Source organism: Bacillus testis (genome assembly GCF_001243895.1).
GTDB lineage: Bacteria > Bacillota > Bacilli > Bacillales > DSM-1321 > Bacillus_AD > Bacillus_AD testis.
This window is the reverse complement of record NZ_LN851186.1, coordinates 1,070,925-1,094,359: the sequence shown is the minus strand read 5'-3', so window position 1 is coordinate 1,094,359 and position 23,435 is coordinate 1,070,925. Positions and strand designations below refer to the sequence as shown.

Here is a 23,435-nt window from a genome sequence, read left to right as displayed (position 1 = left end):
GGATATCCATCTTCGCTATAAAAACCTAATAGGACTTCAATAACTAGCATAACCCCCCCTATCTCATTCATATGCCTTCTCCATTTCCTGATGGGGATACTTTTTTATCTATTTCAAATGATTGGCATCTATTAATCTATTATTCTATAATTATAAAATTGAAACACCAAGCTAACCATGTAATGCAAATGATATGTAAATAACAAGTATCAGAAAATTAAAAATATAGGAGGTGTTCGGCAGTTGATCGAACCGTTTAAACTTATGCTGAAATCTTTCTATGCTGAACACAGAGGAAAATATACATACATTCATGATGGGCAATCCATTCTCATTGGCAGGGCAAGTCTGCATTCTAAAGCGGATTTCACTATATACAATGACTTTGTTTCCAGAGCTCACTGCAAGTTGGCCTTTTTAGAAGGAGTGCTTTATATAACCGATTTGGAAAGCAAGCATGGAACAGAGCTTAATGGCGTCAAGCTGCCCCCTATGCAACCGATACCATTCAATGAAGCTGACCAACTAACTCTGGTGAATGGATTGATTGAATGTCAGATTGAGAGGGATGACCAGGTCACGCGTGAACTGAACCTGGACGATTTATTGAGAGAGAAAGATATAACGTTATATGACAGTATGCAGACACTCTATATCGCCGGCCAGCATATTAAAATGCCCGCCAAGGAATATCTATGTTTCAAGCTCTTATACTCCCGATTGAATGAAGTCGTCCCGAAAGAGGAAATAATGAGGTTTGCCTGGGAAGAAAGGTTGGATACCCCATATTCTTTTGTCAGTGACGAAGAACTCACATCGCTTATCTACCGTGTTCGCAAAAGAATCAAAAGCCATTTCACCATCAAAGCCGTCCCACATAAAGGCTACTATCTGGAAAGAATACGAAAATGAGGGCTACACCATTCCTTAGCAGAAAAAACCAGCCGCCGGCGCGGTTGGTTTTATTCTTCTTACTTTGTCACGATTTCCTTCAATGCCCGGCGAAGAATCTTACCGGTGGTATTCTTCGGTAGTTCCTCCAGAAATTCAATCATCGTCGGCCATTTGTATTTAGCCAAATGCTCCTTGCAATATGCCAACACTTGCTGTTCGGTTAACGAATCGTCACTGCGTACGATAAAAGCATGGACAGCTTCTCCCTGGTCTGGATCAGGAACGCCAAGAACAGCCGCTTCTACGATGCCAGGATGTGAAAATAATACTTCTTCCACTTCACGCGGATAAACATTGTAACCGCCTACAATAATTAAGTCTTTTTTCCGGTCGACGATGTATAAATATCCGTCTTCATCCATGCGCGCCAAATCGCCTGTGTACAGCCATCCGTCTTTAATCGCTGCGGCAGTTTCTTCCGGCATTTTATAATAGCCCTTCATGACATTGGAACCTTGTACGACCAATTCGCCGACTGCCCCTACCGGAAGCTCTTCGCCCATTTCGTCGACCACTTTATTCTTTACATTCAGAATAGACGTACCGATCGATCCGGCTTTTCGGGGACGGTCCAGTGGATTGAAGCAGGTAACCGGCGAGGCTTCAGATAAACCGTAACCTTCAGAAATAATGACATTAAATTTCTGCTCGAAAGCCTTCAGCAATGCAACTGGCATGGAAGCGCCTCCAGAAATGCACAAGCGAAGCGATTTAAAGTCATCCGTGTCTCCATTGTATTGCAGCAAGAAGTTATACATCGTTGGAACTCCTGCAAAGATGGTAGCTTCATACGCTTTCGCTACACGGTAAATCTCTTTCGGACTGAACTTAGGAATGATAATAATCGTTCCGCCCGACATCAATGGTGCGTTCATGCATACCGTCAAACAAAATACATGGAACATCGGCAGAGTTGTAATGACACGGTCATCGGAATTGATTTTCAGATAATCCCCGACATCCTTGGCATTACGGTACAGATTATGGTGTGTAAGCATGGCTCCTTTTGGCTTACCGGTCGTTCCGGACGTGTAGAGAATAACCGCTACATCATCCAGATCCAATTCAGGTTCATCGAATTGCAGGTTGCCCATGCCCAGCACTGTATCAAAGCCATGTAGTTTTGGATAGATGCCTAATTTGCTAGCATCAAAGTGCTCAGGTGCTTTTCCAGTTTCGCATAAAATATAATGTTCTACTGTGGTTAAATGCTTATGTATGCCTTCCATAAGCGGTGCCAGCACATCCAATGTAATAACAGCCTTCACATCCCCGTTCATAAGAATGAAGGAAATTTCATCAGCTGTATAGATTGGATTGATGGGGATCACTGTTGCCCCAGCGCGCAATGCCCCAAAGAAGCCAATCAAGAAATGCGGAGAGTTGCCGGTAATCAGCGCAATATGGTCTCCCTTTGCAATGCCGAGTTTCGTTAATCCACTGGCAAACATAGTGACGGCTGCATCCAGTTCAGCATACGTCTTATGTTGGTCCATAAAATAAAACGCAGCTTTATCCCTATTATCCAGAGCCGTCTGGTGAAGCTGAGATGATAAATTCATACTATTCCTCCCCCATGTACGCTTGCGATTACTCGCCATAAGGAGCCTCATATGTAAAATGTTCATAATGTCCGCACATAAGCTCGGGCATCTGGCTCTGAATGGCTCATGATCGAAGCTGTGCTAAATCAATGAAGATACACACTCACCCTTTTGGGATAAGTGTTCAATGAATTGAATGCAACGGAATAAAAGTCCAAATGTCTGTAACTAGGCTGACTTCTCTTCAATGCATTTCCATAAGGAAACCCCTCACGCAATGAATGAACAGTCACTCATTTTCCGTTACTTCCTATTATATACAATGAAAAATTATCCATCAACCCATAAGTATGACTGCTTTCAAAATTCTGTCAAAAATTGCATGCTCTGTTTTTTTTCCATTGTAAAAAAGACAGAGAATATATTCTCTGCCCTTTTTCTTTTCCTTTTACCTGCTTATCAGTAAATCAACTGGACAATCTCCTCATTGGTTACATTGCCGAAGTAATGCTTCACATCCACCTTTTCAAGAGCTGCCGTGATAGATGCTTTCTCATATTGTACACCAACAAGCAACTGTTCGATTTCCTTTACATCGCCGACACCAAAGAAATCGCCGAAGATTTTGCATTCCTGGATGATCCCCTTTTTTACATGCAGCCGGAATTCAATCAGTCCTACCGGAAAACGCTTGCTGTTCTGGATATTAAAGCTTGGCGATTTACCGTAATTCCAATCCCAGGATTGATAGCGCTCCTTGGATAATTTGTGGATGTTTTTCCAGTCTTCTTCTGTCAGAACATATTCCGGTATGGAATCATACCCTTCAAAGATATTCTTAAGCAATACCTGTTTGAATTCTTCGATGCTCATCGGTTCTTCCAGGAATTCAGAAATATTCGCAACTCGGCTGCGGATCGATTTAATCCCTTTTGACTCAATCTTATCTTTCCGCACCTTCAATGCTGAAACCACATTCTCAATTTCTGAATCCAGCATTAAGGTACCATGGCTGAACATTTTCCCTTTCGTAGAGAATTGGGCATTTCCAGATATCTTCCGCCCATCTACCTGAATATCATTCCGGCCGCTTAGTTCTGCATGGACACCCATTTTGGCAAGCGCCTGGACGACGGGTTCCGTGAACTTGCTGAAATTGTGAAAGCTATTGCCGTCATCCTTCGTGATAAAACTGAAATTCAAATTACCGAGATCATGATAGACGGCACCGCCGCCTGATAATCGGCGGACTACTTTAATGCCGTGGCTTTCCACATATTCAGTATTGATTTCTTCAATTGTATTCTGGTTTTTCCCGATAATGATGGAAGGTTCGTTGATATAGAACAGCAGATAAGAATCCTCTTCTCCTAAGTTCTTAAGCGCATACTCTTCAATCGCTAAATTCACGCGCGGGTCTGTAATCCCTTTATTATCAATAAAAAGCATCTATATTCCTCCAAAGCTAGTGTAATACGTTCTCTTTCATCCCACTGTTCTTTATTATAATAACATTTCACGCTTTTCTACAACTTCCACGCCCAGATGAAAACCAGTTGTATAGGCATTTTAATCGATTTTATTTGTTATAAAACAATCATTGACATTATCGGTACTGTTATAATACAATATAACAAACAAGAAAATTATTTATTCTAAAAATTAAAACGGAGGTAATGACAATGATTCAAAGCAGTGTTGAGTTCTTTAAAAATTTACCGCCAAAAAAATGTACAGAATGCGGAAAAGCCATTGAAGAACAGCATGAGTGTTATGGAAATACCTGCGATCAATGCAATACGCTTGCCTGACCTAAGCGGGTTAAACAAAACGCATTAACGTTTGTTTTTATACTTATGGAGCCAAATTTCTGGCTCATGCTCCCTGTGTATGCATTCCCTGACTGATGTATATAACGCGAAGATGTTCCCTGACATCTTGATTTGACCAGCCAACACAACGGCTGGCCTTTTTTTGTTTTAATACAAAAAAGCCGGTCCATCAGGCAATTGCCCGCTGACCGGCCTTCTTTCGTCTTTTAAGCTTCTACTGTATTTTCGGAAGTAATACCGCTGTATCTTCTCTTATGTTTAAAGATAAAGTAGCCAATCGTTCCGATTATGAAGACAGCGATAAAGATCGCCAAAACACCGATGTTCTGCCACATATAGCTGTAGTCACCACTTGAAATCACCGTCTTGTATCCTCTTACCGTGTAAGTCATTGGCAAGAATGGATTGAAGATTTGCAGGGATTTTGGTAGCAATTCTAACGGGAAAGTTCCTGCACTTGTTGTCAATTGGAAAATCAATAGCAAAATGGCTATAAAACGCCCCGGGTTTCCGAGCGTAGTGACAAAGAATTGGATCAATGTCATGAACACTAAGCTGGTGACAATCGAGAACAGGATGAATAATGGAACACTCTGCACATCGATCCCCAAAAGAAGAAGCATAATGGCATCCGCGATGAGCGCTTGGAGCACTCCGACAATCGCCAATACACCAAACTTGCTCAGGAACCAGGTAAAACCGTTTTTCGGCTGTACAGCTGGCTCAAATAATGGGAAGACGATCGACAGCATCAATGCCCCGACAAACAATCCGAGTGAAAGGAAGTATGGTGCAAAACCTGTGCCGTAGTTTGGTACTGGATCGACCGCTTTTTTATCGACTTCCACTGGTTTTGACATCATATCATACGTTTTATCATCCGCATTTACCTTCGAACTCTCATCGGCGGCTTTTCCAAGCTCATCCTTGAACTGTTTCGTGCCGTCTTCCACTTTGACTGTGCCATCCTGAAGCTCTTTCGCTCCAGCAGACAACTGATTGGTGCCATTCGCCAATTGGCCGGATCCGTCTGCCAGCTGTGTAGCACCGCCGGTCAATTTGGTTAATCCGCTGTTGAGGTCTTGTGAACCTTTTACAGCCTCATTGAATTTTTGCCCATATTGCTGCATACCAGCTACAACTTTATTCTGGCCGTTCTGCAGTTGGCCGATTCCATCTTTCAATTGGCCACTTCCTGCCGCCAATTGGCCTAGGCCATTGTTTAATGTCTGGCTACCATTATTAAGCTCGCCAAGACCAGATGATAATGCTCCGGCGCCATTGCTGACTTTGACGGCTCCATCTTTCAGCTGTGTCGCTCCGGCGTTCAACTGATTAGCTCCTGCTTTCAGCTCATTGGCTCCACTGGCTAGTTTTCCTGCTCCAGTAGCCAGCTCGCCACTTTTAGCAGCTAATTGGCCGCTGCCCTGTTGAAGCTCGGATAGAGAGCTTTTCAGTGCTTGCTGGGCATCTGGCGGCAATGAAGCTAGAACCGGTGCAAGGTTCTCATTCAACTTCTGGATACCTGCTTGCAATTTGGCAGCTCCCTCAGAAAGCCCTGAAGCTCCTTGGCTGACTCCTTCTGCACCTTGAGAAAGATTGTTGGCTCCAGACGCCAATGCAGGCGTTTTACCTGCCAACTGTGCCACACCATCTTTAACCTGATTAGCTCCAACAGCCAATTCTTTTGATTTAGACGATGCTTCTTGCAGGCCGGAAGATACTTTCTGGCTTCCGTCAGCAGCTTGGTTTATCCCGCCGATAAGTTGGCCGCTTTTTGAAGCAAGTGTATCAATCCCTTGCTTCACTTCAACAGTGCCGTTTTCAAGTTGGCCATGCGCTCTGCTCAATTGAACAAGGCCGTTATTCAGCGATTGAGACCCTTTGCCGGCCGCAATCAAGCCATCGTAGACTTGGTCAATTCCGCTCTTGAATTCAATCTGCTTAGAAGCTAGCAATTCGAGTTTTTCTTTGATCGTTTTAGTTCCGTCATTCACTTTCGAAACGCCGTCATACAATGTATTGGCGTTTTTGCTGGCATTTTGATAACCGTCTGCCATTGTCTTGACTTTATCAAACACTGTTTCCGAATAGGTTTTAGTAATCTCTTCAGAAACTGCTGCCTTTATTTTCTCCATGGCTGTATCGCCGATTTGGGCGGATAAGAAGTTATACGCTTCATTCGGCACATACTTCAATTCCAATTTTTTTGGCTCTTCATCCAGGATGGTGGTGGCATTCTTAGAGAAATTCTCCGGAATCTCAACTAGCATATAATATTTCTGGTCATTCAAATCCTGATAGGCCTGCTGTTTGGGTTTATTGACAAATTTGAATTGTTTATTTTCATGCAGGTTATCCGCCAGTTTATCCCCAAGCTTCATTTTTTCATTTTCGAATGTTGCACCTTGATCCTCATTGACGATAACAACAGGCAATTCACTCAGTCTGTCATAAGGGTCCCAAAAAGCATACAGGAACATTCCAGCGTAAAGCACTGGTATCAGCATTACAGCAATGATAGGAATAAGAAGCGATTTATTCGTAAAGATCGACTTCCATTCTCCTATAAATGATTTCCCCTTCATTTTATTCCTCCTAAAATTATGATCCATTTGAAAAATCGGTCATTTCATTCCAAAAAAACGCCTCTTACAACATGTTTATATGAGCACACATAAATTTTAAATAGTTGTAAGGGTCTTTTCTTTTTTATTTTTCTTACTTTGGAAATATGACCAATATATTCATTTAGTCATATAAAAGTAAAAAATGAGGATTACTAGACTAAATCAGTAACCCTTTCTCGACAAAATTCTGGAATAATGTCGCTATTTCTTCTTTCTGTAACGGTTTGTGATGTTTTTCCCAATCAAATATTAATGTTTTGTACGTTTTATACATAAGGAAGGCTGCAAGTTCTGGATTACTTATTTCCAGGCCCTCTTGATTGGCGTCGATTACTTTTTCTTTGATGTAAGCCACAATCGCTTGTTCAATCTCATTCACCATCTCTGCCACTGCAGGGGTTCCGATTTCTTTTTCTTCTTCAAGGAGCTTCATCATAAACTGATGCTTTGTCCGGAATTCCAAAATTTCATTCAACGCTGCCTGAACATTTTCCTGGAAGCTGTGGTCTGGGTCCATGCTTTCTTCTGCCGTTTGCTTGATCTCTTGAATCAATGATTGGACGATTTCCTTAAAAAGCTGCTCTTTATTCGTGAAGAAGTTATAAATCGTACCTTTTCCGACGTTCGCAAGTTTTGCCACCTGCTCCATTGTTGTCGCTTTGTATCCAAATAAGGTAAAAGATTTTGTGGCAGCAGCCAGAATCAGCTGTTTGCGATCAATAGCCATTTCATCACCTCAACATATATGTAGTATCACGTGTGTGACCGATTGACGAATCCGGTCACAAAGTACAAAAAGTACTATATCACAGCCCTTATTTAATTGCAAGATGATTATAGCCACACAAATATAAAATATACGGCTGCAATAACCAATGAAAAACCGATCAGATACAGCAAAACAGTGCCAATTTCTTCGGCGATACGATGCCATATGGCTCTTTTTTTCTTAGGTGTCCCATTCTCATGATGTCCATTAACCAACAATTTATGTTCCTTCTTTCTTAAAAAATCAAATGAAATGAACAAGAAGCTATCCCTTGACTGGTCAGGAATAGCTTCTTGATCTGTTTTTAATTTTATTTCATATTTAGTTTTTTGAGGATAACATCAGATACAGCATCTATAAACTGGGGCTGGCTATTAGGCATTTTTGGGCGGTAGTAAGAAACGCCCAACTCCTCTGTGATCACCTTACATTCGTAATCATTATCATAGAGGACCTCCAGATGCTCTGCCACAAATCCGACTGGGATATAGACAAATGCCTGATAATGGTTTTTTTCGTATAATTCCCGCGTCAGATCCTGAACATCCGGCCCTAACCATGGGTCTGGAGTATTACCGGCGCTTTGCCAACCTAAGGCCCAGTTTTTCACTCCTGCCCCTTTGACAATCATTTCAGCCGTTTCACGTAATTGATCCGGATAAGGATCGTTTTGTAACAAGATTTTTTCAGGAAGGCTATGGGCTGATATTATGAGGACATAGTTCTCTTTCTCTTCGTCCGTCATGCTATCGACTGTTTCATTCATCCGATCTACCCAATACTGTATAAATTTTGGTTCGTCATACCAGCTTTCCACACAAGTGATTTTCGGCCCGCCGATTTTTTCGGATTGAGCCAATGCCCGTCCATTATATGATTTTACACTGAACGTTGAGAAATGCGGGGCAAGGACGATGCTGACAGCTTGCTCAATCCCATCCGCTTTCATTTGGTCCACTGCATCTTCGATGAACGGCTCAATATGTTTCAAACCTAGGTATGCCTTGAATTCCACTTCATCTTGAACGGCATTTAGATGCTCCTCAAGCCCTTTCGCCTGAGCCTCTGTTATAACTGCAAGCGGGGAGATTCCGCCTATTGCTTTATATCTCCGCTGCAAATCCTCCAGCATTTCGGGTGTCGGCTTTCTGCCGTGTCTAATATCAGTATAATAACGCTCTATATCTTCTTCTTTATACGGGGTTCCATATGCCATCACAAGTAAGCCCATCTTTTTTTTCATCCTACATCCACCTTTACCATCGACTTGGTCTGTGTCCGCCTCCTGGGCACTAGCTTGGCTTTAGCCGGGCAAGAACCCAAGATCCGCTATTTAGAAGCAATCAAACGAATAACAGACCCCTATAAATCAATTGTGCCTTACTGTGTCCCTTCCGTTCAATTATTAAGCTCAAATGCGCCACGGCATCTTCTTTATCCCGTTCTTACCGGCCCTAAGATTACATTCCACGGAAGTGAAAGTGAAGAAATGTAAGCATGGAGATCGGACGATCATAAGAACTTGGGTTGATTCACTAATGATCGGTGAAAATGAATAAACACTCCCACCAATCATCGTTTCTCTTTATTTAGCTGAATACGAATGAATAAGATCTGTTAATCGCTTAAGTGTATCGGGATTAACTTCCGGAAATACTCCATGGCCAAGGTTAAAAATATAACCCGGATCCTTCATTCCCTGATCCAAAATAGCCTTTGTCCGTTCTTCTATGACGTCCCAAGGAGCGAGAAGAATTGCCGGGTCTAAATTGCCCTGAACGGTCTTATGGATGCCCATTTCCCTGGCCTGGCTGATTGGAAGCCTCCAATCCAGCCCGACAACATCCAGTGGTAAATCATTCCATTCCATTGCCAGATGGCTAGCGCCGACGCCAAACATAATCAATGGGACCTGCTCTTCGCGAAGGCTGCTGAAAATACGCTGCATGACCGGCTTAATAAATACACGGTAGTCCTCGACATTCAGTGCCCCTACCCAAGAGTCGAATATCTGGATGGCTGTGGCTCCAGCTTTAATCTGTGATTTCACATATGTAACCACCATTTCAGCCAGCTTATCCATCAATGAAAACCACGCTTTAGGTTCTGCATACATAAAAGCTTTCGTTTTATTATAGTTTTTGGATGGGCCGCCTTCGATCATATAGGAAGCAAGTGTAAACGGCGCACCGGAAAAACCGATTAATGGGACATTTAACTGTTCCTTCGTCAACAGGCTAATCGTATCCAGTACATAAGGCACATCTTCCTCAGGGTTGATTTCTCCGAGATTTTCAACATCTTTCAGTGAACGGATCGGGTTTGATATAACTGGCCCGATCCCAGACTTGATTTCCACCTCGACACCAATGGCTGGCAGCGGCGACATAATATCTTTATAGAGGATGGCTGCATCCACCCCATAATTTTCGACCGGAAGCCGGGTCACATAAGCGCACAGTTCGGGCTGATGGGTTATTTCAAACAAAGAATATTTTTCTTTTATCTTGCGGTATTCGGGCTGCGATCTTCCGGCCTGGCGCATATACCAGACTGGAACATAATCTGTCTTTTCTCCTTTTGCCGCTTTTAACAATGTATCGTTGAATGTTGAAGTCATTTAGTCATCTCCCTTTGTATCCCATTTGTATATCTGAAACTGACATTGTTGCGGTTGTGCATCACCATGCGGAACACCCGCAACAATCGTTTATTTTATAGATTTCATTCGATTTTTGCATGCTATATCCACGAAAGGGTAATATGTAAATATAAAACAATATATCCTTTTCTACTAGCAATGTATAGATAACTGAAGTAATTGTCGAAAAATAGTCGTTTTTCTTTTTAGTTACACTATTCAAACATAAGCAAGGATTATATGATGATGGAGGAGAACGAAAATGAATATGTATATTACGTCCGGTACCTATGATTTCTTGGACACCATGAAAAAGAAACATCCTGATTTGAACCTTATTATGCTTCAAGGCGGCCCTTCAGCATTGCTCATCCAGGAAACGGAAGGAAAAAGCATTTTTAAAGAACCGCGCAAATATGAAGTGGTTGAATCAATCGGGGAACTTCGCCAAAATGGCTTCATAGCCATGAACAGTGTCCCAGTAACAGAAGAAGACCGTACAACATTCGAGCATACAAGCAAGTCCAATGAATTGAAAGCCTCACGCCAGCCCGGTTTTGTCGCCAGCCGAATTCTCCGTCCTATCAAGTCTGAAACCTATATTATTCTAACACAATGGACTGAAGAAAGCGCCTTCAACGATTGGCAGTCAACGAAAGAATTCCTTGGAGTTGAAGATCCTAAAGAGAAAAGCTTGCTCGTCAATCCCCAAAGTTTATTTTCAGGCAGAGCCATATTGAATAAGTATTATGTTTTGACTGAAAAACAATAATCCCAGAGCTGCATCACCATATGCGCCCTCTTTCATATTCTGTAGTAAGCATTTTAGGAAAATGCCTATGCCTGCACAGATAGAAGGAGGAATTTTTTTGGGCGTTGAATTGTCTCTCATCCATTGGCTTTACGTGATTTTCATCCTGGGAATAATCGGGTTCATGGTAATGAGGAAAGATACCACCCTCATTTGTATAATCGGCCTGTTCGCCATCGCATTTGTTTCGACGCACAGCTTTGCAGGCAGCATAAGCGGCGTATTCAATAGTTTTGTTTACGCCATTTCCGAGCTTCTACCTACCATTCTGATCATTTCAATCATTGTTTCCATGGGCAAGGTTCTCAGCGATACGGGTATTAATGATGTGATGGCTAGGCCATTCACACGCGTGATGAAAACCCCTGCTCTAGCCTTTTGGACAATCGGTCTTGTCATGATGGTCACTTCCTGGTTTTTCTGGCCATCACCCGCAGTCGCCCTTTTGGGAGCAGTGCTCCTCCCCGCTGCGCTAAGAGTTGGCCTTCCCGCAATAGGGGCAGCTATGGCGATGAACTTATTTGGGCACGGGATTGCCCTCTCAGGCGACTTCGTCATTCAGGCGGCCCCTAAAATCACCGGAGATGCGGCAGGAATCCCTGCCAGCGATGTTATATCAGCGAGCATACCACTAGTCATTATTATGGGTGCTGTAACGACCATTATTGCCTTTTGGATGCTGAAACGTGACATGGCCGCAAACAAACTATCTACCTCTTCTTTAAAACCCATCCCACCTCAACCCGAAAAACAATTATTGCTTTCTACGTTACAAAAAAGGATTTTCGCTATCCTCATTCCTTTATTGTTCATCCTCGATATAATCGCCATGTTTACGTTGGGGCTGCAGGGAGGGGAAGCCACAGCTATTGTCGGCGGAACAGCCATTTTTATTCTGCTTGCCTTGACCATGTTCGCCCATAAATCCAACGGCCTTGAAAAAATAACTTCTTACTTTATTGATGGCTTCCAGTTTGGATTTAAAGTATTCGGCCCGGTCATCCCTATTGCCGCATTCTTTTATTTGGGGGATGCGGGATTTGTGAAAATGATCGGCGACGTTCTTCCGAATGGTTCACAAGGAATTGTGAATGACTTAGGGCAAGCGTTGGCAGATGCCGTGCCATTAAATAAAGGTATTGCAGCCGGGACACTGACAGTCGTCGGCGCTATTACTGGGTTGGACGGTTCCGGATTCTCCGGCATTTCTCTTGCAGGTTCAGTTGCTCACTTATTTGCCCACACCCTCTCTTCAGGAGTTGCTACCTTGACCGCCCTGGGCCAGATTGCAGCCATCTGGGTGGGCGGCGGCACAATCATCCCCTGGGCACTTATACCGGCAGCTGCGATTTGTAATGTAGATCCGTTTGAATTAGCCAGGCGAAACCTTATTCCCGTTTGTATTGGTTTGGCTATCACCACAATCGTTGCCATGTTCCTCTTATAATAATTAAACAAATAGGAAAGGCGTGCAGCGATTCGCAGCACGCCTTTCCTATATTGGCAAATGGCCTTATTCAAGTTCTTTCTCCGGATTGTCCGCTTTTGGTGGAACGAAAGAATCATAAGTTGCCAACACCAAAAGCAAAAATGAAAGCCCCAGACAATAACCCGCTATAATATCCGTTGGAAAATGCGCACTTAGCACAACCCTGCTTATACCGATGGATACGATCAGCACCAAGGCGCCTAACCAAATCAACCATCTTTGCTGTTTACGATCAGCATATTTCGCTAAGAAGTAGGCAATAACTCCGTACGTAACAATCGAAGCCATAGCATGTCCACTCGGAAAGCTATAGCCATAAGCATCGATAGCAGGATCAACCATCGGCCTTTCCCGGGCAACAAGATTTTTCATAAAATGATTCAATTGCTCATTAGCTAAGACAAGGACGACACAAGCAATCCCTCCGATAAAATCCCGTTTTTTCCAAACTAGCCAAATTACCAGCATGGCGGCTGCCAATCTCGTCATCCATGTTGACCCCAATTCTGTCCAATAGACAAAGAATACATGCCAATTCCCGTGGTCCCAGCTTTGAAAATAGGCCTGGATCGGTTTTTCCCATGAGAATGCCAGCCCCGCATTGATTCCATACATAAAAAATAGATAAATGACAAACAAAACAAGGATGAAACCTGCTGTCCAATACGTTTTCGGGCCAGCCAAGACTTTTTGACCTTTCTTCAAAAGCAGCCACCTCCCGCAGCCTGTAATATTCGAACATCTTTGTATACATATATGACCAAGATAGCGGACTATGACATTTTGTCCCAAAAGGCGGACTAAAAATCATCTCGACCAAAAAAGGATGCCTTCACTATAGACATCCTTTAATCGGTTTAATCCCATTTGGCTTTACTGACTTTGACCAATTTTCGATAGGTTCCTTGCAATAGCAAGACAACGGCCAAAGAAACGGCCACAATTGCGATTGCAGCAATAGCGCTATTCGTGATTAGCCCAATGGCAGCAAAAATAACAATCTGCACGGCCATTACGGCGTTCAAAAGCTTTAGGATAGAAGCATCCTTTACCGTCTCTGCGACCGGATACAAATCGTGCCATATCAAATTTTCATGCTGTTTGCGGATTGCCATTAATTGAATGCCAGTCAAATAAACAATAAGGCCAGCTGTAATCATCTGTGGCAACAGTGTGTCGAGCGATAGCTCAATAAGAAGGCCGATGACAGTCAACCTTGCCACTAAGCCTAAAAAATCGCTACTACGTGCAAACGTGCGGACGTATAAATACATATAAGCATTTTTTTGTTTATAGGACACCATTTTCAGAATCGGATCCATCCATTTACGTCGTGCCGGTTTCTGTTTTAGTTTCGGCACATCGGTGAATAAATTGGCAAACCGATAGAACGCCATCATCCTTTTACTCTCCAGGGAAATCAAATGCTCCCAACGAAGCCGCTTTGATTTTACGGCATTTTCGTAATAAAGCCAGATTGCCGTCAAAATCATAAGGACAATCGCCATAAAAAGGAGGCTCCCTTTAGAGAAGGTTACATACAACAAAGCACCGTTAATACAATAGCGGATCAGGCTGTCCATCAAATGAGTGGATCGTTCCTCAAACTTCAAAACGGACCATTTGATGCGCAAATTGACGTATTTGACCACAATCAGCAGGATTAAAATCCAAAAGAAATCTGAAAAACTTCCTTTTTCCACGGCGGCATACATAGGCATGCCCGCAGCAAGGAACAAAAGGAGAATGTACGATTGCAATACCAGGCTAAAGTTGATACTTTTCTTGAAATAAGGCTGAAGCCGTGTTTCGACCGGCAGCAAGAAAAACATGTCTGGTTCCTTCAATAAAGTATGAACAGGGCTATTCGTCAATGGAAAAGCTATTATGATGGAGAGCAACAGGGCAGCCGGGAAGCCCTCGTCTAAAGATTTGACCCACTCGCTGTAATAGTAGGCCAGCCCGCCAAGACCGATGATCAGCACAAATAATAAATGGCCATTGAAAATATAGCGCAGATATTTCTGCAACTCCTGCACAAAAATGCCGAAACGTTCTTTCCATAATACGCTGCTATTCATGGCTGTCTTCTTCTTTCGTCAGTTCAATATACAAATCATCCAGTGTCGCCTGAGGCATAGCGAATTCTCTCCGCAGATCCTCAAGCGTACCCTTGGCGCGAATCTGGCCGTTATGAAGAATAATAAAAGAGTCGCAATAGCGTTCGGCAGTGGCAAGAATATGTGTCGACATCAAAATCCCAGCCCCGCTTTTCTTCATATCCCCCATCATATTGAGAAGCGACTGGATGCCAAGGGGATCCAATCCAACAAAAGGTTCATCCACAATGTATAAAGATGGTTGGATAAGAAACGCACACATAATCATGACTTTTTGCTTCATCCCTTTGGAAAAATGGGCAGGAAACCATTTCAGCCTCTTTTCCATTCTGAATTCTTTCAACAGCTTTTGCTTGCGGCTTTCATATTCCCCTTCCGGCAATCCATATGCCATGGCTGTCAGCTTCAGATGCTCCTCCAATGTTAATTCATCATATAAAACCGGCATTTCCGGAACATAGGTGAACTGCTTGCGATAATTCTCCAGATTTTGATCGGCTGTCATCCCATTAATGGAGATGGTCCCCTTTTTAGGTTCCATTGTGCCAATTATATGCTTGATGGTTGTGCTTTTACCTGCTCCGTTCAAACCGATCAGTCCTACCAATTCTCCTCTATCCACATTAAAACTCACATTATTCAGTACCAGGTTTTTGGTGTACCCGCCTGATAGACCTTCAATTTCCAGTAGTGCCATAATTCAAATCCTTTCTATATGTACACGCTATTAATTTGATTTTATCAAATTTTCTTGTCCATATACACTGTGGCCTTTCTTCAATCCAAAAATAACCAAAAGTTTTTGTTATAGAAATCGGAAATCTGGTTATCATAATTAGTGAGGAAGGGATGACTTTCGTAATTGATGTTTACCCGCCATTTCATCCAATGAAATGAGGTGTCTGAAAAAGACGCAAATGTCGATCCCAACAACTTTCCTAAGATGCAATGAGATGGTTCTCTTGTATCAGGCGGATCGTTCATAAATGAGCACGCTTGCCGATTTCAACAATTGAAATGAGGTGTGTGTGAAAGGCATCCTATCGCTTTAGACGTTGAAAGCATTTCATGTGACAACAAATAGGAGATGGTTGCATTGGACGTTGAAGCTTCTCACTGAATACACTACATGATAAATGAGGTGTCTGCGGCAGAGATCTATTAGCAAAGTTGACGAAAAAAAGTTGATTCCTTCCTCAAAGAGACAGGGTGCACTATCACAAGTGCATCCTGTTTTAATGTCCATGTAGACTCGAGCCATTCTGTGATAAAATAACAAATGAATCCCGCAATTTATTTAAAAATACAGGTTTGAAAGGAACGGTTATTATGTCTGATTGTGTTTTCTGTGGAATCATTAATGGGGATATCCCTTGTTCAAAAGTGTATGAAGATGAGCATGTCCTAGCGTTTCTGGACCTTAGCCAAGTAACAAAAGGCCATACATTAGTCATACCAAAAGTACATAAGAAAAACGTCTATGAATTAACACCTGAAATTGCTGGCCACGTCTTTGCTGCAGTACCGAAGATCGCCAATGCCATCAAAACGGAATTCAATCCAATCGGCATGAATGTCCTTAATAATAACGGCGAAGCAGCTGGCCAATCGGTATTCCATTTCCACATTCATTTATTGCCGCGCTATGGAGAAGGCGATGGCTTCGGTGCTGTATGGAAAACTCATACCAGCGATTATACAAAAGAAGATTTATGCCAAATTGCTGATTCCATCCATCAACATCTGTAAAAAGAAAAACGGCCGGTTTGATTATCGGCCGTTTTTACACATGCCATGACCATATAGCAAAGATTTTTTGAAATTTTTTAAAAATTATGTCTTTTTTAAATGTTTTTTGCTACTATTAAGGGAATTTACCCCGTGACTACAGTAAGGAGGAACAAAGAATGAAACGTGCATACAATTTCAATGCTGGTCCAGCCGCGCTGCCGGAAGCCGTCCTGCAAAAAGCAAATACTGAATGGCTCAACTTTCAGAATTCCGGCATGAGTGTCCTAGAATTAAGCCATAGAAGCCGGTTGTACAGCGATATCCACCAGCAAGCACAATCCTTATTAAGGGAGTTGCTGGATATTCCAGATGAATATGAGGTGTTATTCCTGCAAGGCGGAGCCAGCTTGCAATTTTCAATGGTACCCATGAACCTGCTTGCGGAGGGAAAAACCGCCTCCTATGTCCTCACCGGTGTTTGGTCAGAGAAAGCCTTAGCTGAAGCCAAAAAAATCGGTTCCGTTTCTGTAGCGGCATCTGCAAAGGAAAGTGGCTACAGAACGATTCCTGCCAGCGGACAGCTTGCGTACAGCGAAAATTGTGCCTATCTCCATATCACCAGCAATAACACTATTTACGGAACGCAGTGGCATGATTTTCCAAAAACAAGCGATATTCCTTTAGTGGCTGATATGAGCAGCGACTTGTTAAGCAAAGTGATTGATGTGAAACAATTTGGCCTCATTTATGCCGGTGCCCAAAAAAACCTTGGCCCCTCCGGCGTCACAGTCGTCATAATCCGTAAAGACCTTATAAACAGCCATTTAGACAATCTCCCGGTTATGATGCAGTACAGTACACACAGCAAAGCCCGATCATTGTATAATACACCGCCTACCTTTGCGATTTACATGCTGTTGCTTGTCCTCCAATGGACTAAAGAGCAAGGTGGCATCCCGGCTATCCAGCAAAAAAACGAGGAAAAAGCAAAATTAATCTATGATGCTATCGATGGAAGCGATGGTTTTTATCAAGGACATGCCGATGCCGGTTACCGGTCCAAGATGAATATCACTTTTACCTTGCCTACACAAGAACTGACGGAACAATTCCTTAAACAAGCGGAGGCAGCCGGTTTTGTCGGATTGGCTGGCCACCGTTCGGTAGGAGGCTGCAGGGCTTCAACTTACAATGCAGTTCCCTACGAACATTGCCAAGAGTTGACGCGTTTCATGGAACAATTCCACCATTCAACCGCCAAATTACTTCTAAATGAACAGGCAAAATGATATAATACCAGTAAGTTTTTCGCAGCAGGCACGAGAGCACTGCTGGAGGAACCCAATAAAAGAGCTGAGTTTAGCAGAGGAGAGAATTGAATATGAATAACACAAAGACTTTAGTTTCACTTGCCCTTTTTGTCGGAATCGGAGCCATCCTGCATGCAGTCATACCCCCTATCTTCTTCGGAATGAAACCGGATATGATGCTAACCATGATGTTTCTCGGTATACTTCTTTTTCCACAAATCAAGAATGTTGTATTGCTTGGAATCACAACAGGGATCATTTCAGCGCTCACTTCCGGTTTTCCAGGAGGCGCCTATGCAAACCCTGTAGATAAAATCGTTACAGCATTCGTATTCTTCGGAATGGCCTTGATTATTAAGAAAATGCACTATTCCATCGTGACACTAGGGATGATTACAGCAGTTGGAACATTGGTCTCTGGACTGGTATTTTTAGGAACAGCCTATGTAATCGTCGGCCTGCCCGGCCCTTTCCTCGGATTGATTGGGGCAGTCGTATTGCCTGCAATGGCTTTGAATACCATTGCCATTGTCATTATGTATCCAATTGTCAGTGGAATTCTACGAAAATCACATATACAAGTACAAACAATCAAATAAAATTTGATCGGTAGAGATTCTAATCTACACCAATCGGATTCTTACTGGAGCTGGTTCGCTTCTTCATCTTTACTCCCGCATTAAAGCGGGAGCCTTAGCGCCAGTAAGGCACGAGAAAAGGGACTGCATCAACATATGCAGTCCCTCTCTTTTGCCTTTTATACTTTCCGCCCATCCTATCTTCTTTTATTGCCACATGGTAAAAATCAAACCCAGCAAAAAGCACAATACCGCCACTCCTAAAAACAACAAAGCCTTGCGCCGTAAGCTGTATTTGGAAGGAAAAACGCCTGCGTTGAATGAAAGTGCCGCATGAAATCCGGCCAACGCCATACATATGAGCATCATACCGAATGCAATATACACCATTCTTACCATCATCCCCCTTTGCATTTCCCAAAAAAGCGTTATGGACAATCTGCACCTATAACACATGTATTCCCCAAACCGGGAGTAAATGCCGAGAAAAGAAAGAATAGGGGGCCAAGTTTCATGGTTCAATCAGCTTAAGTTATTCTTAAATAATATATTTTAGCATAAGATTGGTTTAATATGTATGAGATGTGATATATATATTGTATGGAATAAATTTAAAAACTATTTTTAAAAATTTATATTATATAAAAAAGGGATTATCCCTGTTTTGTAGAAAAATAATATATGGATTTTTTTAAATAATTTGGAATATGCATTGACTTCATTTCTTGTTTCATGTTAATTGGAAGTACTAACATTATTCTAAGCAAAGAAAATGAACGATTAAGAGGTGATTAAAATGAAAGGCAAAAACGTGATGCTTGGATTTTTGGCTGGTGCTGCCGTAGGCGGCATAGCAACACTTTTATATGCACCTGCTTCTGGAAAGGATTTGCGCAAAAACATTAAAGAGAATAAGGAAGACATACAAGTTATATTGGCAGACATTAAAGAACGGATTAAAGATATGAAATCTGAAACGGTTTCCGCCTCTAATGTCAGCAAAGAGACCATCAAGGTTTTTGTCAGTGACGTGAAAGAACGCATTTCAGCCTGGAAAACAGACATAGAACCTCACAAACAAGACATCCAATACCGGATAAAAGAAATTGAAAGCGCATTAGGTGAATTGGAACAAGTAGTTTCAACATCACCGGCAGGATCAGAAGCTGAAAAATAAACGCCCGGCAAGGCTTATACAAGGAAAGCATCCTTTCGTCTTTTCTTGTATAAGTTATCATTTTTTAAAATAATAATTATGTAAATCAACTTTAAAAATAAGTAAATTTCTAAAAATTTTGTAAATTTTTACTTTATTAATTTTTATTTTCTTGTCATAATAAATATAAATGATTTGTAAAGTAGGTGGAGTAATCATGGAAGAAAAAAATTATTCGATGAAAGAAGCAATCCTGTTTAGTCATCGAGTTGCTCAGCTCAGCAAGGCATTATGGAAATCAATCGAGAAAGATTGGCAGAATTGGATCAAACCCTATGATTTGAATATCAATGAACATCACATTCTATGGATCGCCCAACACTTGAACGGCGCTTCCATTTCAGATGTGGCCAAATTTGGCGTAATGCACGTTTCGACTGCTTTTAACTTTTCCAAGAAGTTGGAAGAACGCGGTTTATTGAAGTTCTCTAAAAAAGAAAACGATAAACGCAATACGTATATCCAAATTACAGACGCCGGAGAAGACATCTTACTGAAGCTGATGGAAAACTATGATCCTGCAAAGAATGCCGTGTTTGAAGCTTCTCTTCCATTGCATAGCCTTTACGGTAAATTCCCGGATATGATTGAAATCATGGCGATCATCCGTAATATTTACGGAGATGATTTCATGAAAATCTTTGAAACATCATTCAGCAATATCGATAAAAGATTGACAGAGCATGAAGGAAAACTCGTTGAAACCAAAACGGCTGAAACAGTATAAAAAAGTGGGCCCGTTCGAACCATTCTCTTCATTTCTGCAAAAAACGCTACACTCACATCTTGTCTTTTTGGCAAGCGTTTATTAATCTGCAACCGGCATGGAAACGGGCATTTCCAATTGCAAAAGAGACAGAAGCGGATCAAAATGTGATATATATTCCGCTTTTTGTTTTTTGGATTTTTTGCTCAATCATTCACAATGATAACCTTTCCTTCAACACTGATCATTGCTGCTTCTCCATTCTTATTGTATGTCCAGGCATGGCTGATAACCAGCCGTTTTTCACGCCTAATCATTCTCTCCGATTATGTAAACGCCTTCTTTATTCACCTTAATAGGGGCTTCTTGTGATGCCATCTTCCATCTTATTTTCCGTTTGAAAAATTATCGTTTTTCCGCTGAAGAATGGTATTGCTTTTTAGCTTGAAACATCGTAAAGTATTGTAGTATTTTCAAAGCCAACTATAGATTGGCCACCTAAAACAAGCCTTTGGAGGGCAACATGCACTGCTGGAAATCTGTAAACCTGAACAAACAATATGGACCTCAACGGATGTTCATTATTTCATTATTGACAATGCTATTATCATTTACTACTATCTACGCACTGGTGAGTGCCGGGCTTTCAAAAGGCACGCTACATGATGATTATGCCCTGCTTTTCATGGCCGGTATCTTCATGCTTTACCCATTGCATAAAGTGCTGCACCTTCTTCCGTTGCTTTTTGCTTTCAACAAGCTGAAGATCCAGTCGAAACAGCACTTTTATATTCCACAATTTACGATAAGGGTCAAAGATCCCATTTCAAAAATGCTTTTTTTATTCTCACTTTTGACGCCCTTTGTCGTCGTGACAGGAACCTGTCTGTATTTTGCTTTAAGGCTCCCTGCCTATGCGCATTATTTTACGATTCTCTTATCCCTGCATATCGGATTGTGCGCCTCGGACGCCATAACTTTATTCAATATTCTACGGTCTCCCCGCTGCTCTTATGTAGAAGAAAACGATGAAGGATTCGAAATTCTGGTCCGGGAGGCTTAACGGCCCAAAAGATAGTTGGAGTGCCTCCATACTATCTTTTTTATTCTTTATTTGATATTGTATGAGTACAGAATTCGTTTGTAGTTGGGGGGAAATCCGGTTGTCTTGGTTTTTCATGGTTGCCTACTTTATTTTTTCATGGTTCATTCTATATAACATGAACGCGATGACTTATAAATTAATCATACAAAAAGAAATCCCGGAAGTAAAACAGCCTGGCGTGTTTCGGATGATTAATGTCTGTATAACAATCCTATTAATCTCACTCTATGTGAAAGTAGTCTTTACATAAAAATTACTTAAAAAGGCGAAGCTCTCTGCTTCGCCTTTTTATCTGTTTAAAACCAAGAGCAGCCAATAATCACTAAAAGGATGAATAAGACAACCAATAGTGCGAATCCGCTGCCATAGCCATATCCATATCCACCTGACATATTTTTTCCTCCCTTCCTTTCTTTGCATACTGTACAAAGATTTCAAAGCCAGCAGCCCCGATTACCACGAGCAGGATGAATAACACAACCAGTAAAGCCAATCCACCCTAAAAACTTCTACCTGTAGCAGTAACACCTCCGTATCAGGTAATTACCACATTATATTCGGGGACCTTTCGCTAAGAGCAGGCGTCTGTCCTTGTTTCTTTTCTTTTTATCCGATGAATGCACAGCCAACTATTACGAGTAAAATGAACAACACAACCAGTAAGGCAAAACCATTGCTATAACCGTAGCCCATTTTCCATACCTCCTTTATCCTGTACGCTACATACTATGTATTAGGGGATGAGTTGAGTAGGTAACCGCCCATCTTTTCCTAAAATTACTTATTCGCGGCTGAAATTTTTTGAAGTCGGTGCTTTTTATGATATAGTAAGTTTTATGATAGTTTTTGGAATTTAAAAATCTAGGAGTTGTTATGATGAAGAAATGGATACTTCCCGTAGCCCTTACACTTAGCATCACAGGATTGACTGCATGCTCTAACGGGGATAACGAAGCGGTTGTAGAAACGAAAGCAGGCAACGTTACAAAAGATGAATTTTATGATGCTCTTAAAGATAATGGAGGCGAACAAGTCCTTCAAGAACTTGTTTATGAAAAAATTCTTTCCAAAGAATATAAAGTCTCTGATAAAGAACTTGATAAACGTGTCCAGTCACTTAAAGAGCAACTCGGTGACAACTTCGAAATGGCCCTAGCCCAATATGGATATAAAGACGAAGCTGATCTTCGAAAGAACTTCAAGATCGCTATGCTGCAAGAAAAAGCGGCTGTGAAGGATATCAAAGTAACCGACGAAGAAGTTAAAAAAGCTTACGAAGAATACAAACCTGAAATCAAAGCGCGCCACATCTTGGTAGCTGATGAAAAAACAGCAAAAGAAGTGAAGGCTAAATTGGCTGCAGGCGAAAAATTCGAAGATTTAGCGAAGAAATATTCAACAGATACAGCTTCTGCTAAAGAAGGCGGAGACCTAGGCTGGTTCGGCGCTGGCGCAATGGTTCCTGAATTTGAAACAGCAGCTTACAAATTGCAAAAAGACCAAATCAGCGATCCTGTCAAAACGGACAATGGCTACCATATCATTCAAGTGACTGACAAAAAAGAGAAAAAACCGTTCAAAGACATGAAGAAGGATCTTGAATATCAAGTAAAAGTGTCTAAAATCGATACTGAAAAAATCCAAAAAGTAATGGAAAAAGAACTGAAGAAAAACGATGTAAAAGTGAAAGATAAAGATTTGAAGGATGCATTTAAAGCTCAAGAATCTTCAGCTCAATAATCCTATAGAAAGAAGCCTTGTCCTAAATGTGGACAAGGCTTCTTTTCATTCACTTCACTTCTGCCTGTTCGATTCGCTTCGCTTTTTCCTCATACATACGGGCAATGTACTTCTGCCCTTCCTGCTCGATGTATTCATTCTCTATTTCACGTTCTTCGCGCCCCGACTTGATGGCCATAAAGCCGCTCGCCAGAATTCCCGCCAAGATTATGCCGATCACTATTGTCATCTGCCCCATCTCCTTTTTCTGAATGCCCGT

General features: G+C 41.8%; 26 protein-coding genes and 1 pseudogene. 12 read left to right on the top strand and 15 right to left on the bottom strand.

The features are described 5' to 3' along the window. The first annotated feature begins 243 nt into the window (after positions 1-243). A complete protein-coding gene (locus tag BN1765_RS05995; protein ID WP_050614253.1) occupies positions 244-912 on the top strand; it encodes an FHA domain-containing protein in 669 nt (222 codons plus the stop codon). A gap of 59 nt (positions 913-971) precedes the next feature. Here BN1765_RS05995 and BN1765_RS05990 read toward each other — a convergent pair whose 3' ends face one another. Both BN1765_RS05990 and BN1765_RS05985 read right to left on the bottom strand, forming a co-directional pair. After that, positions 972-2,516, bottom strand: a complete 1,545-nt coding sequence (locus tag BN1765_RS05990) for a fatty acid--CoA ligase family protein (RefSeq protein ID WP_050614252.1) — start codon at positions 2,514-2,516, stop codon at positions 972-974. A gap of 441 nt (positions 2,517-2,957) precedes the next feature. After that, positions 2,958-3,947 carry a lipoate--protein ligase gene (locus tag BN1765_RS05985; protein WP_050614251.1) on the bottom strand — a complete coding sequence of 330 codons (990 nt, stop codon included), beginning with the start codon at positions 3,945-3,947 and terminating at the stop codon, positions 2,958-2,960. Between the two features lie 233 nt (positions 3,948-4,180). Between BN1765_RS05985 and yhfH the strand changes: the two genes are divergently transcribed. Further along, the gene (yhfH, locus tag BN1765_RS19280) at positions 4,181-4,309 is read left to right on the top strand and encodes a protein YhfH (protein ID WP_069202997.1); all 129 of its coding nucleotides are present in this window, start codon (positions 4,181-4,183) and stop codon (positions 4,307-4,309) included. Positions 4,310-4,536: 227 nt separating this feature from the next. Here yhfH and BN1765_RS05980 read toward each other — a convergent pair whose 3' ends face one another. The 5 genes from BN1765_RS05980 to hemE all read right to left on the bottom strand — a co-directional run bounded on the left by BN1765_RS05980 (position 4,537) and on the right by hemE (position 10,349). Next, positions 4,537-6,918 (bottom strand): YhgE/Pip domain-containing protein, encoded by a 2,382-nt coding sequence (locus BN1765_RS05980; RefSeq protein ID WP_050614250.1) that lies wholly within the window; start codon positions 6,916-6,918, stop codon positions 4,537-4,539. Positions 6,919-7,117: 199 nt separating this feature from the next. Further along, positions 7,118-7,687, bottom strand: a complete 570-nt coding sequence (locus tag BN1765_RS05975) for a TetR/AcrR family transcriptional regulator (protein WP_050614249.1) — start codon at positions 7,685-7,687, stop codon at positions 7,118-7,120. 107 nt (positions 7,688-7,794) lie between these two features. Continuing rightward, a complete protein-coding gene (locus BN1765_RS05970) occupies positions 7,795-7,947 on the bottom strand; it encodes a hypothetical protein (RefSeq protein WP_154666078.1) in 153 nt (50 codons plus the stop codon). 92 nt (positions 7,948-8,039) lie between these two features. Further along, positions 8,040-8,972: a ferrochelatase gene (hemH, locus tag BN1765_RS05965; RefSeq protein ID WP_050614247.1), complete on the bottom strand. Its 933-nt coding sequence runs from the start codon at positions 8,970-8,972 to the stop codon at positions 8,040-8,042. Positions 8,973-9,314: 342 nt separating this feature from the next. Next, positions 9,315-10,349: a uroporphyrinogen decarboxylase gene (gene hemE / locus BN1765_RS05960; RefSeq protein ID WP_050614246.1), complete on the bottom strand. Its 1,035-nt coding sequence runs from the start codon at positions 10,347-10,349 to the stop codon at positions 9,315-9,317. A 283-nt stretch (positions 10,350-10,632) separates the two neighbouring features. Here hemE and BN1765_RS05955 point away from each other — a divergent pair, with 283 nt between their 5' ends. Further along, positions 10,633-11,142: an antibiotic biosynthesis monooxygenase family protein gene (locus BN1765_RS05955; RefSeq protein WP_050614245.1), complete on the top strand. Its 510-nt coding sequence runs from the start codon at positions 10,633-10,635 to the stop codon at positions 11,140-11,142. A 97-nt stretch (positions 11,143-11,239) separates the two neighbouring features. Further along, a complete protein-coding gene (locus BN1765_RS05950; protein ID WP_050614244.1) occupies positions 11,240-12,628 on the top strand; it encodes a hypothetical protein in 1,389 nt (462 codons plus the stop codon). A gap of 66 nt (positions 12,629-12,694) precedes the next feature. Here the strand turns inward: BN1765_RS05950 and BN1765_RS05945 are convergent, their stop codons facing one another. From BN1765_RS05945 to BN1765_RS05935, 3 genes are all read right to left on the bottom strand, one after another. After that, positions 12,695-13,375 (bottom strand): phosphatase PAP2 family protein, encoded by a 681-nt coding sequence (locus BN1765_RS05945; RefSeq protein ID WP_050614243.1) that lies wholly within the window; start codon positions 13,373-13,375, stop codon positions 12,695-12,697. A 152-nt stretch (positions 13,376-13,527) separates the two neighbouring features. Then, positions 13,528-14,751 carry an ABC transporter permease gene (locus tag BN1765_RS05940; RefSeq protein ID WP_050614242.1) on the bottom strand — a complete coding sequence of 408 codons (1,224 nt, stop codon included), beginning with the start codon at positions 14,749-14,751 and terminating at the stop codon, positions 13,528-13,530. Beyond that, entirely contained in the window at positions 14,744-15,487 is a 744-nt protein-coding gene (locus BN1765_RS05935) for an ABC transporter ATP-binding protein (RefSeq protein WP_050614241.1), read from the bottom strand. The genes BN1765_RS05940 and BN1765_RS05935 overlap by 8 nt, the downstream gene beginning before the upstream one ends. Positions 15,488-16,119: 632 nt before the next feature. Between BN1765_RS05935 and BN1765_RS05930 the strand changes: the two genes are divergently transcribed. From BN1765_RS05930 to BN1765_RS05920, 3 genes are all read left to right on the top strand, one after another. After that, on the top strand, positions 16,120-16,539 hold the full coding sequence (locus tag BN1765_RS05930) for an HIT family protein (protein WP_050614240.1): 420 nt from the start codon (positions 16,120-16,122) through the stop codon (positions 16,537-16,539). 158 nt (positions 16,540-16,697) lie between these two features. Continuing rightward, a complete protein-coding gene (gene serC, locus BN1765_RS05925) occupies positions 16,698-17,810 on the top strand; it encodes a 3-phosphoserine/phosphohydroxythreonine transaminase (protein ID WP_050614239.1) in 1,113 nt (370 codons plus the stop codon). A 92-nt stretch (positions 17,811-17,902) separates the two neighbouring features. Beyond that, complete coding sequence (locus tag BN1765_RS05920; RefSeq protein ID WP_050614238.1) at positions 17,903-18,430, top strand: tryptophan transporter; 528 nt, start codon at positions 17,903-17,905, stop codon at positions 18,428-18,430. Between the two features lie 186 nt (positions 18,431-18,616). Here the strand turns inward: BN1765_RS05920 and BN1765_RS19970 are convergent, their stop codons facing one another. Continuing rightward, a complete protein-coding gene (locus BN1765_RS19970) occupies positions 18,617-18,799 on the bottom strand; it encodes a hypothetical protein (protein WP_147554158.1) in 183 nt (60 codons plus the stop codon). Between the two features lie 406 nt (positions 18,800-19,205). Between BN1765_RS19970 and BN1765_RS05910 the strand changes: the two genes are divergently transcribed. The 4 genes from BN1765_RS05910 to BN1765_RS05895 all read left to right on the top strand — a co-directional run bounded on the left by BN1765_RS05910 (position 19,206) and on the right by BN1765_RS05895 (position 21,686). Further along, positions 19,206-19,586, top strand: a complete 381-nt coding sequence (locus BN1765_RS05910) for a YtxH domain-containing protein (RefSeq protein ID WP_050614236.1) — start codon at positions 19,206-19,208, stop codon at positions 19,584-19,586. A gap of 196 nt (positions 19,587-19,782) precedes the next feature. Beyond that, positions 19,783-20,352 (top strand): HTH-type transcriptional regulator Hpr, encoded by a 570-nt coding sequence (locus BN1765_RS05905; protein WP_050614235.1) that lies wholly within the window; start codon positions 19,783-19,785, stop codon positions 20,350-20,352. 502 nt (positions 20,353-20,854) lie between these two features. Continuing rightward, positions 20,855-21,394, top strand: coding sequence for a DUF3267 domain-containing protein (locus BN1765_RS05900; RefSeq protein WP_050614234.1), 540 nt, complete (start codon positions 20,855-20,857; stop codon positions 21,392-21,394). 100 nt (positions 21,395-21,494) lie between these two features. Next, positions 21,495-21,686 (top strand): hypothetical protein, encoded by a 192-nt coding sequence (locus BN1765_RS05895; protein WP_050614233.1) that lies wholly within the window; start codon positions 21,495-21,497, stop codon positions 21,684-21,686. A 46-nt stretch (positions 21,687-21,732) separates the two neighbouring features. On the opposite strand, the gene BN1765_RS19470 is transcribed toward BN1765_RS05895, so the two are convergent. From BN1765_RS19470 to BN1765_RS19465, 3 genes and pseudogenes are all read right to left on the bottom strand, one after another. Continuing rightward, entirely contained in the window at positions 21,733-21,828 is a 96-nt protein-coding gene (locus tag BN1765_RS19470; RefSeq protein ID WP_075050784.1) for a YjcZ family sporulation protein, read from the bottom strand. A 44-nt stretch (positions 21,829-21,872) separates the two neighbouring features. Further along, positions 21,873-21,935, bottom strand: a pseudogene (locus BN1765_RS20660) (YjcZ family sporulation protein); the annotation flags it as partial. A gap of 107 nt (positions 21,936-22,042) precedes the next feature. Next, positions 22,043-22,129, bottom strand: a complete 87-nt coding sequence (locus BN1765_RS19465; RefSeq protein WP_075050783.1) for a YjcZ family sporulation protein — start codon at positions 22,127-22,129, stop codon at positions 22,043-22,045. Between the two features lie 183 nt (positions 22,130-22,312). Between BN1765_RS19465 and BN1765_RS05890 the strand changes: the two genes are divergently transcribed. After that, the gene (locus BN1765_RS05890; RefSeq protein WP_050614232.1) at positions 22,313-23,176 is read left to right on the top strand and encodes a peptidylprolyl isomerase; all 864 of its coding nucleotides are present in this window, start codon (positions 22,313-22,315) and stop codon (positions 23,174-23,176) included. A gap of 49 nt (positions 23,177-23,225) precedes the next feature. Here the strand turns inward: BN1765_RS05890 and BN1765_RS05885 are convergent, their stop codons facing one another. Beyond that, the gene (locus tag BN1765_RS05885) at positions 23,226-23,405 is read right to left on the bottom strand and encodes a sporulation YhaL family protein (protein ID WP_050614231.1); all 180 of its coding nucleotides are present in this window, start codon (positions 23,403-23,405) and stop codon (positions 23,226-23,228) included. Between the last annotated feature and the right edge of the window lie 30 nt (positions 23,406-23,435).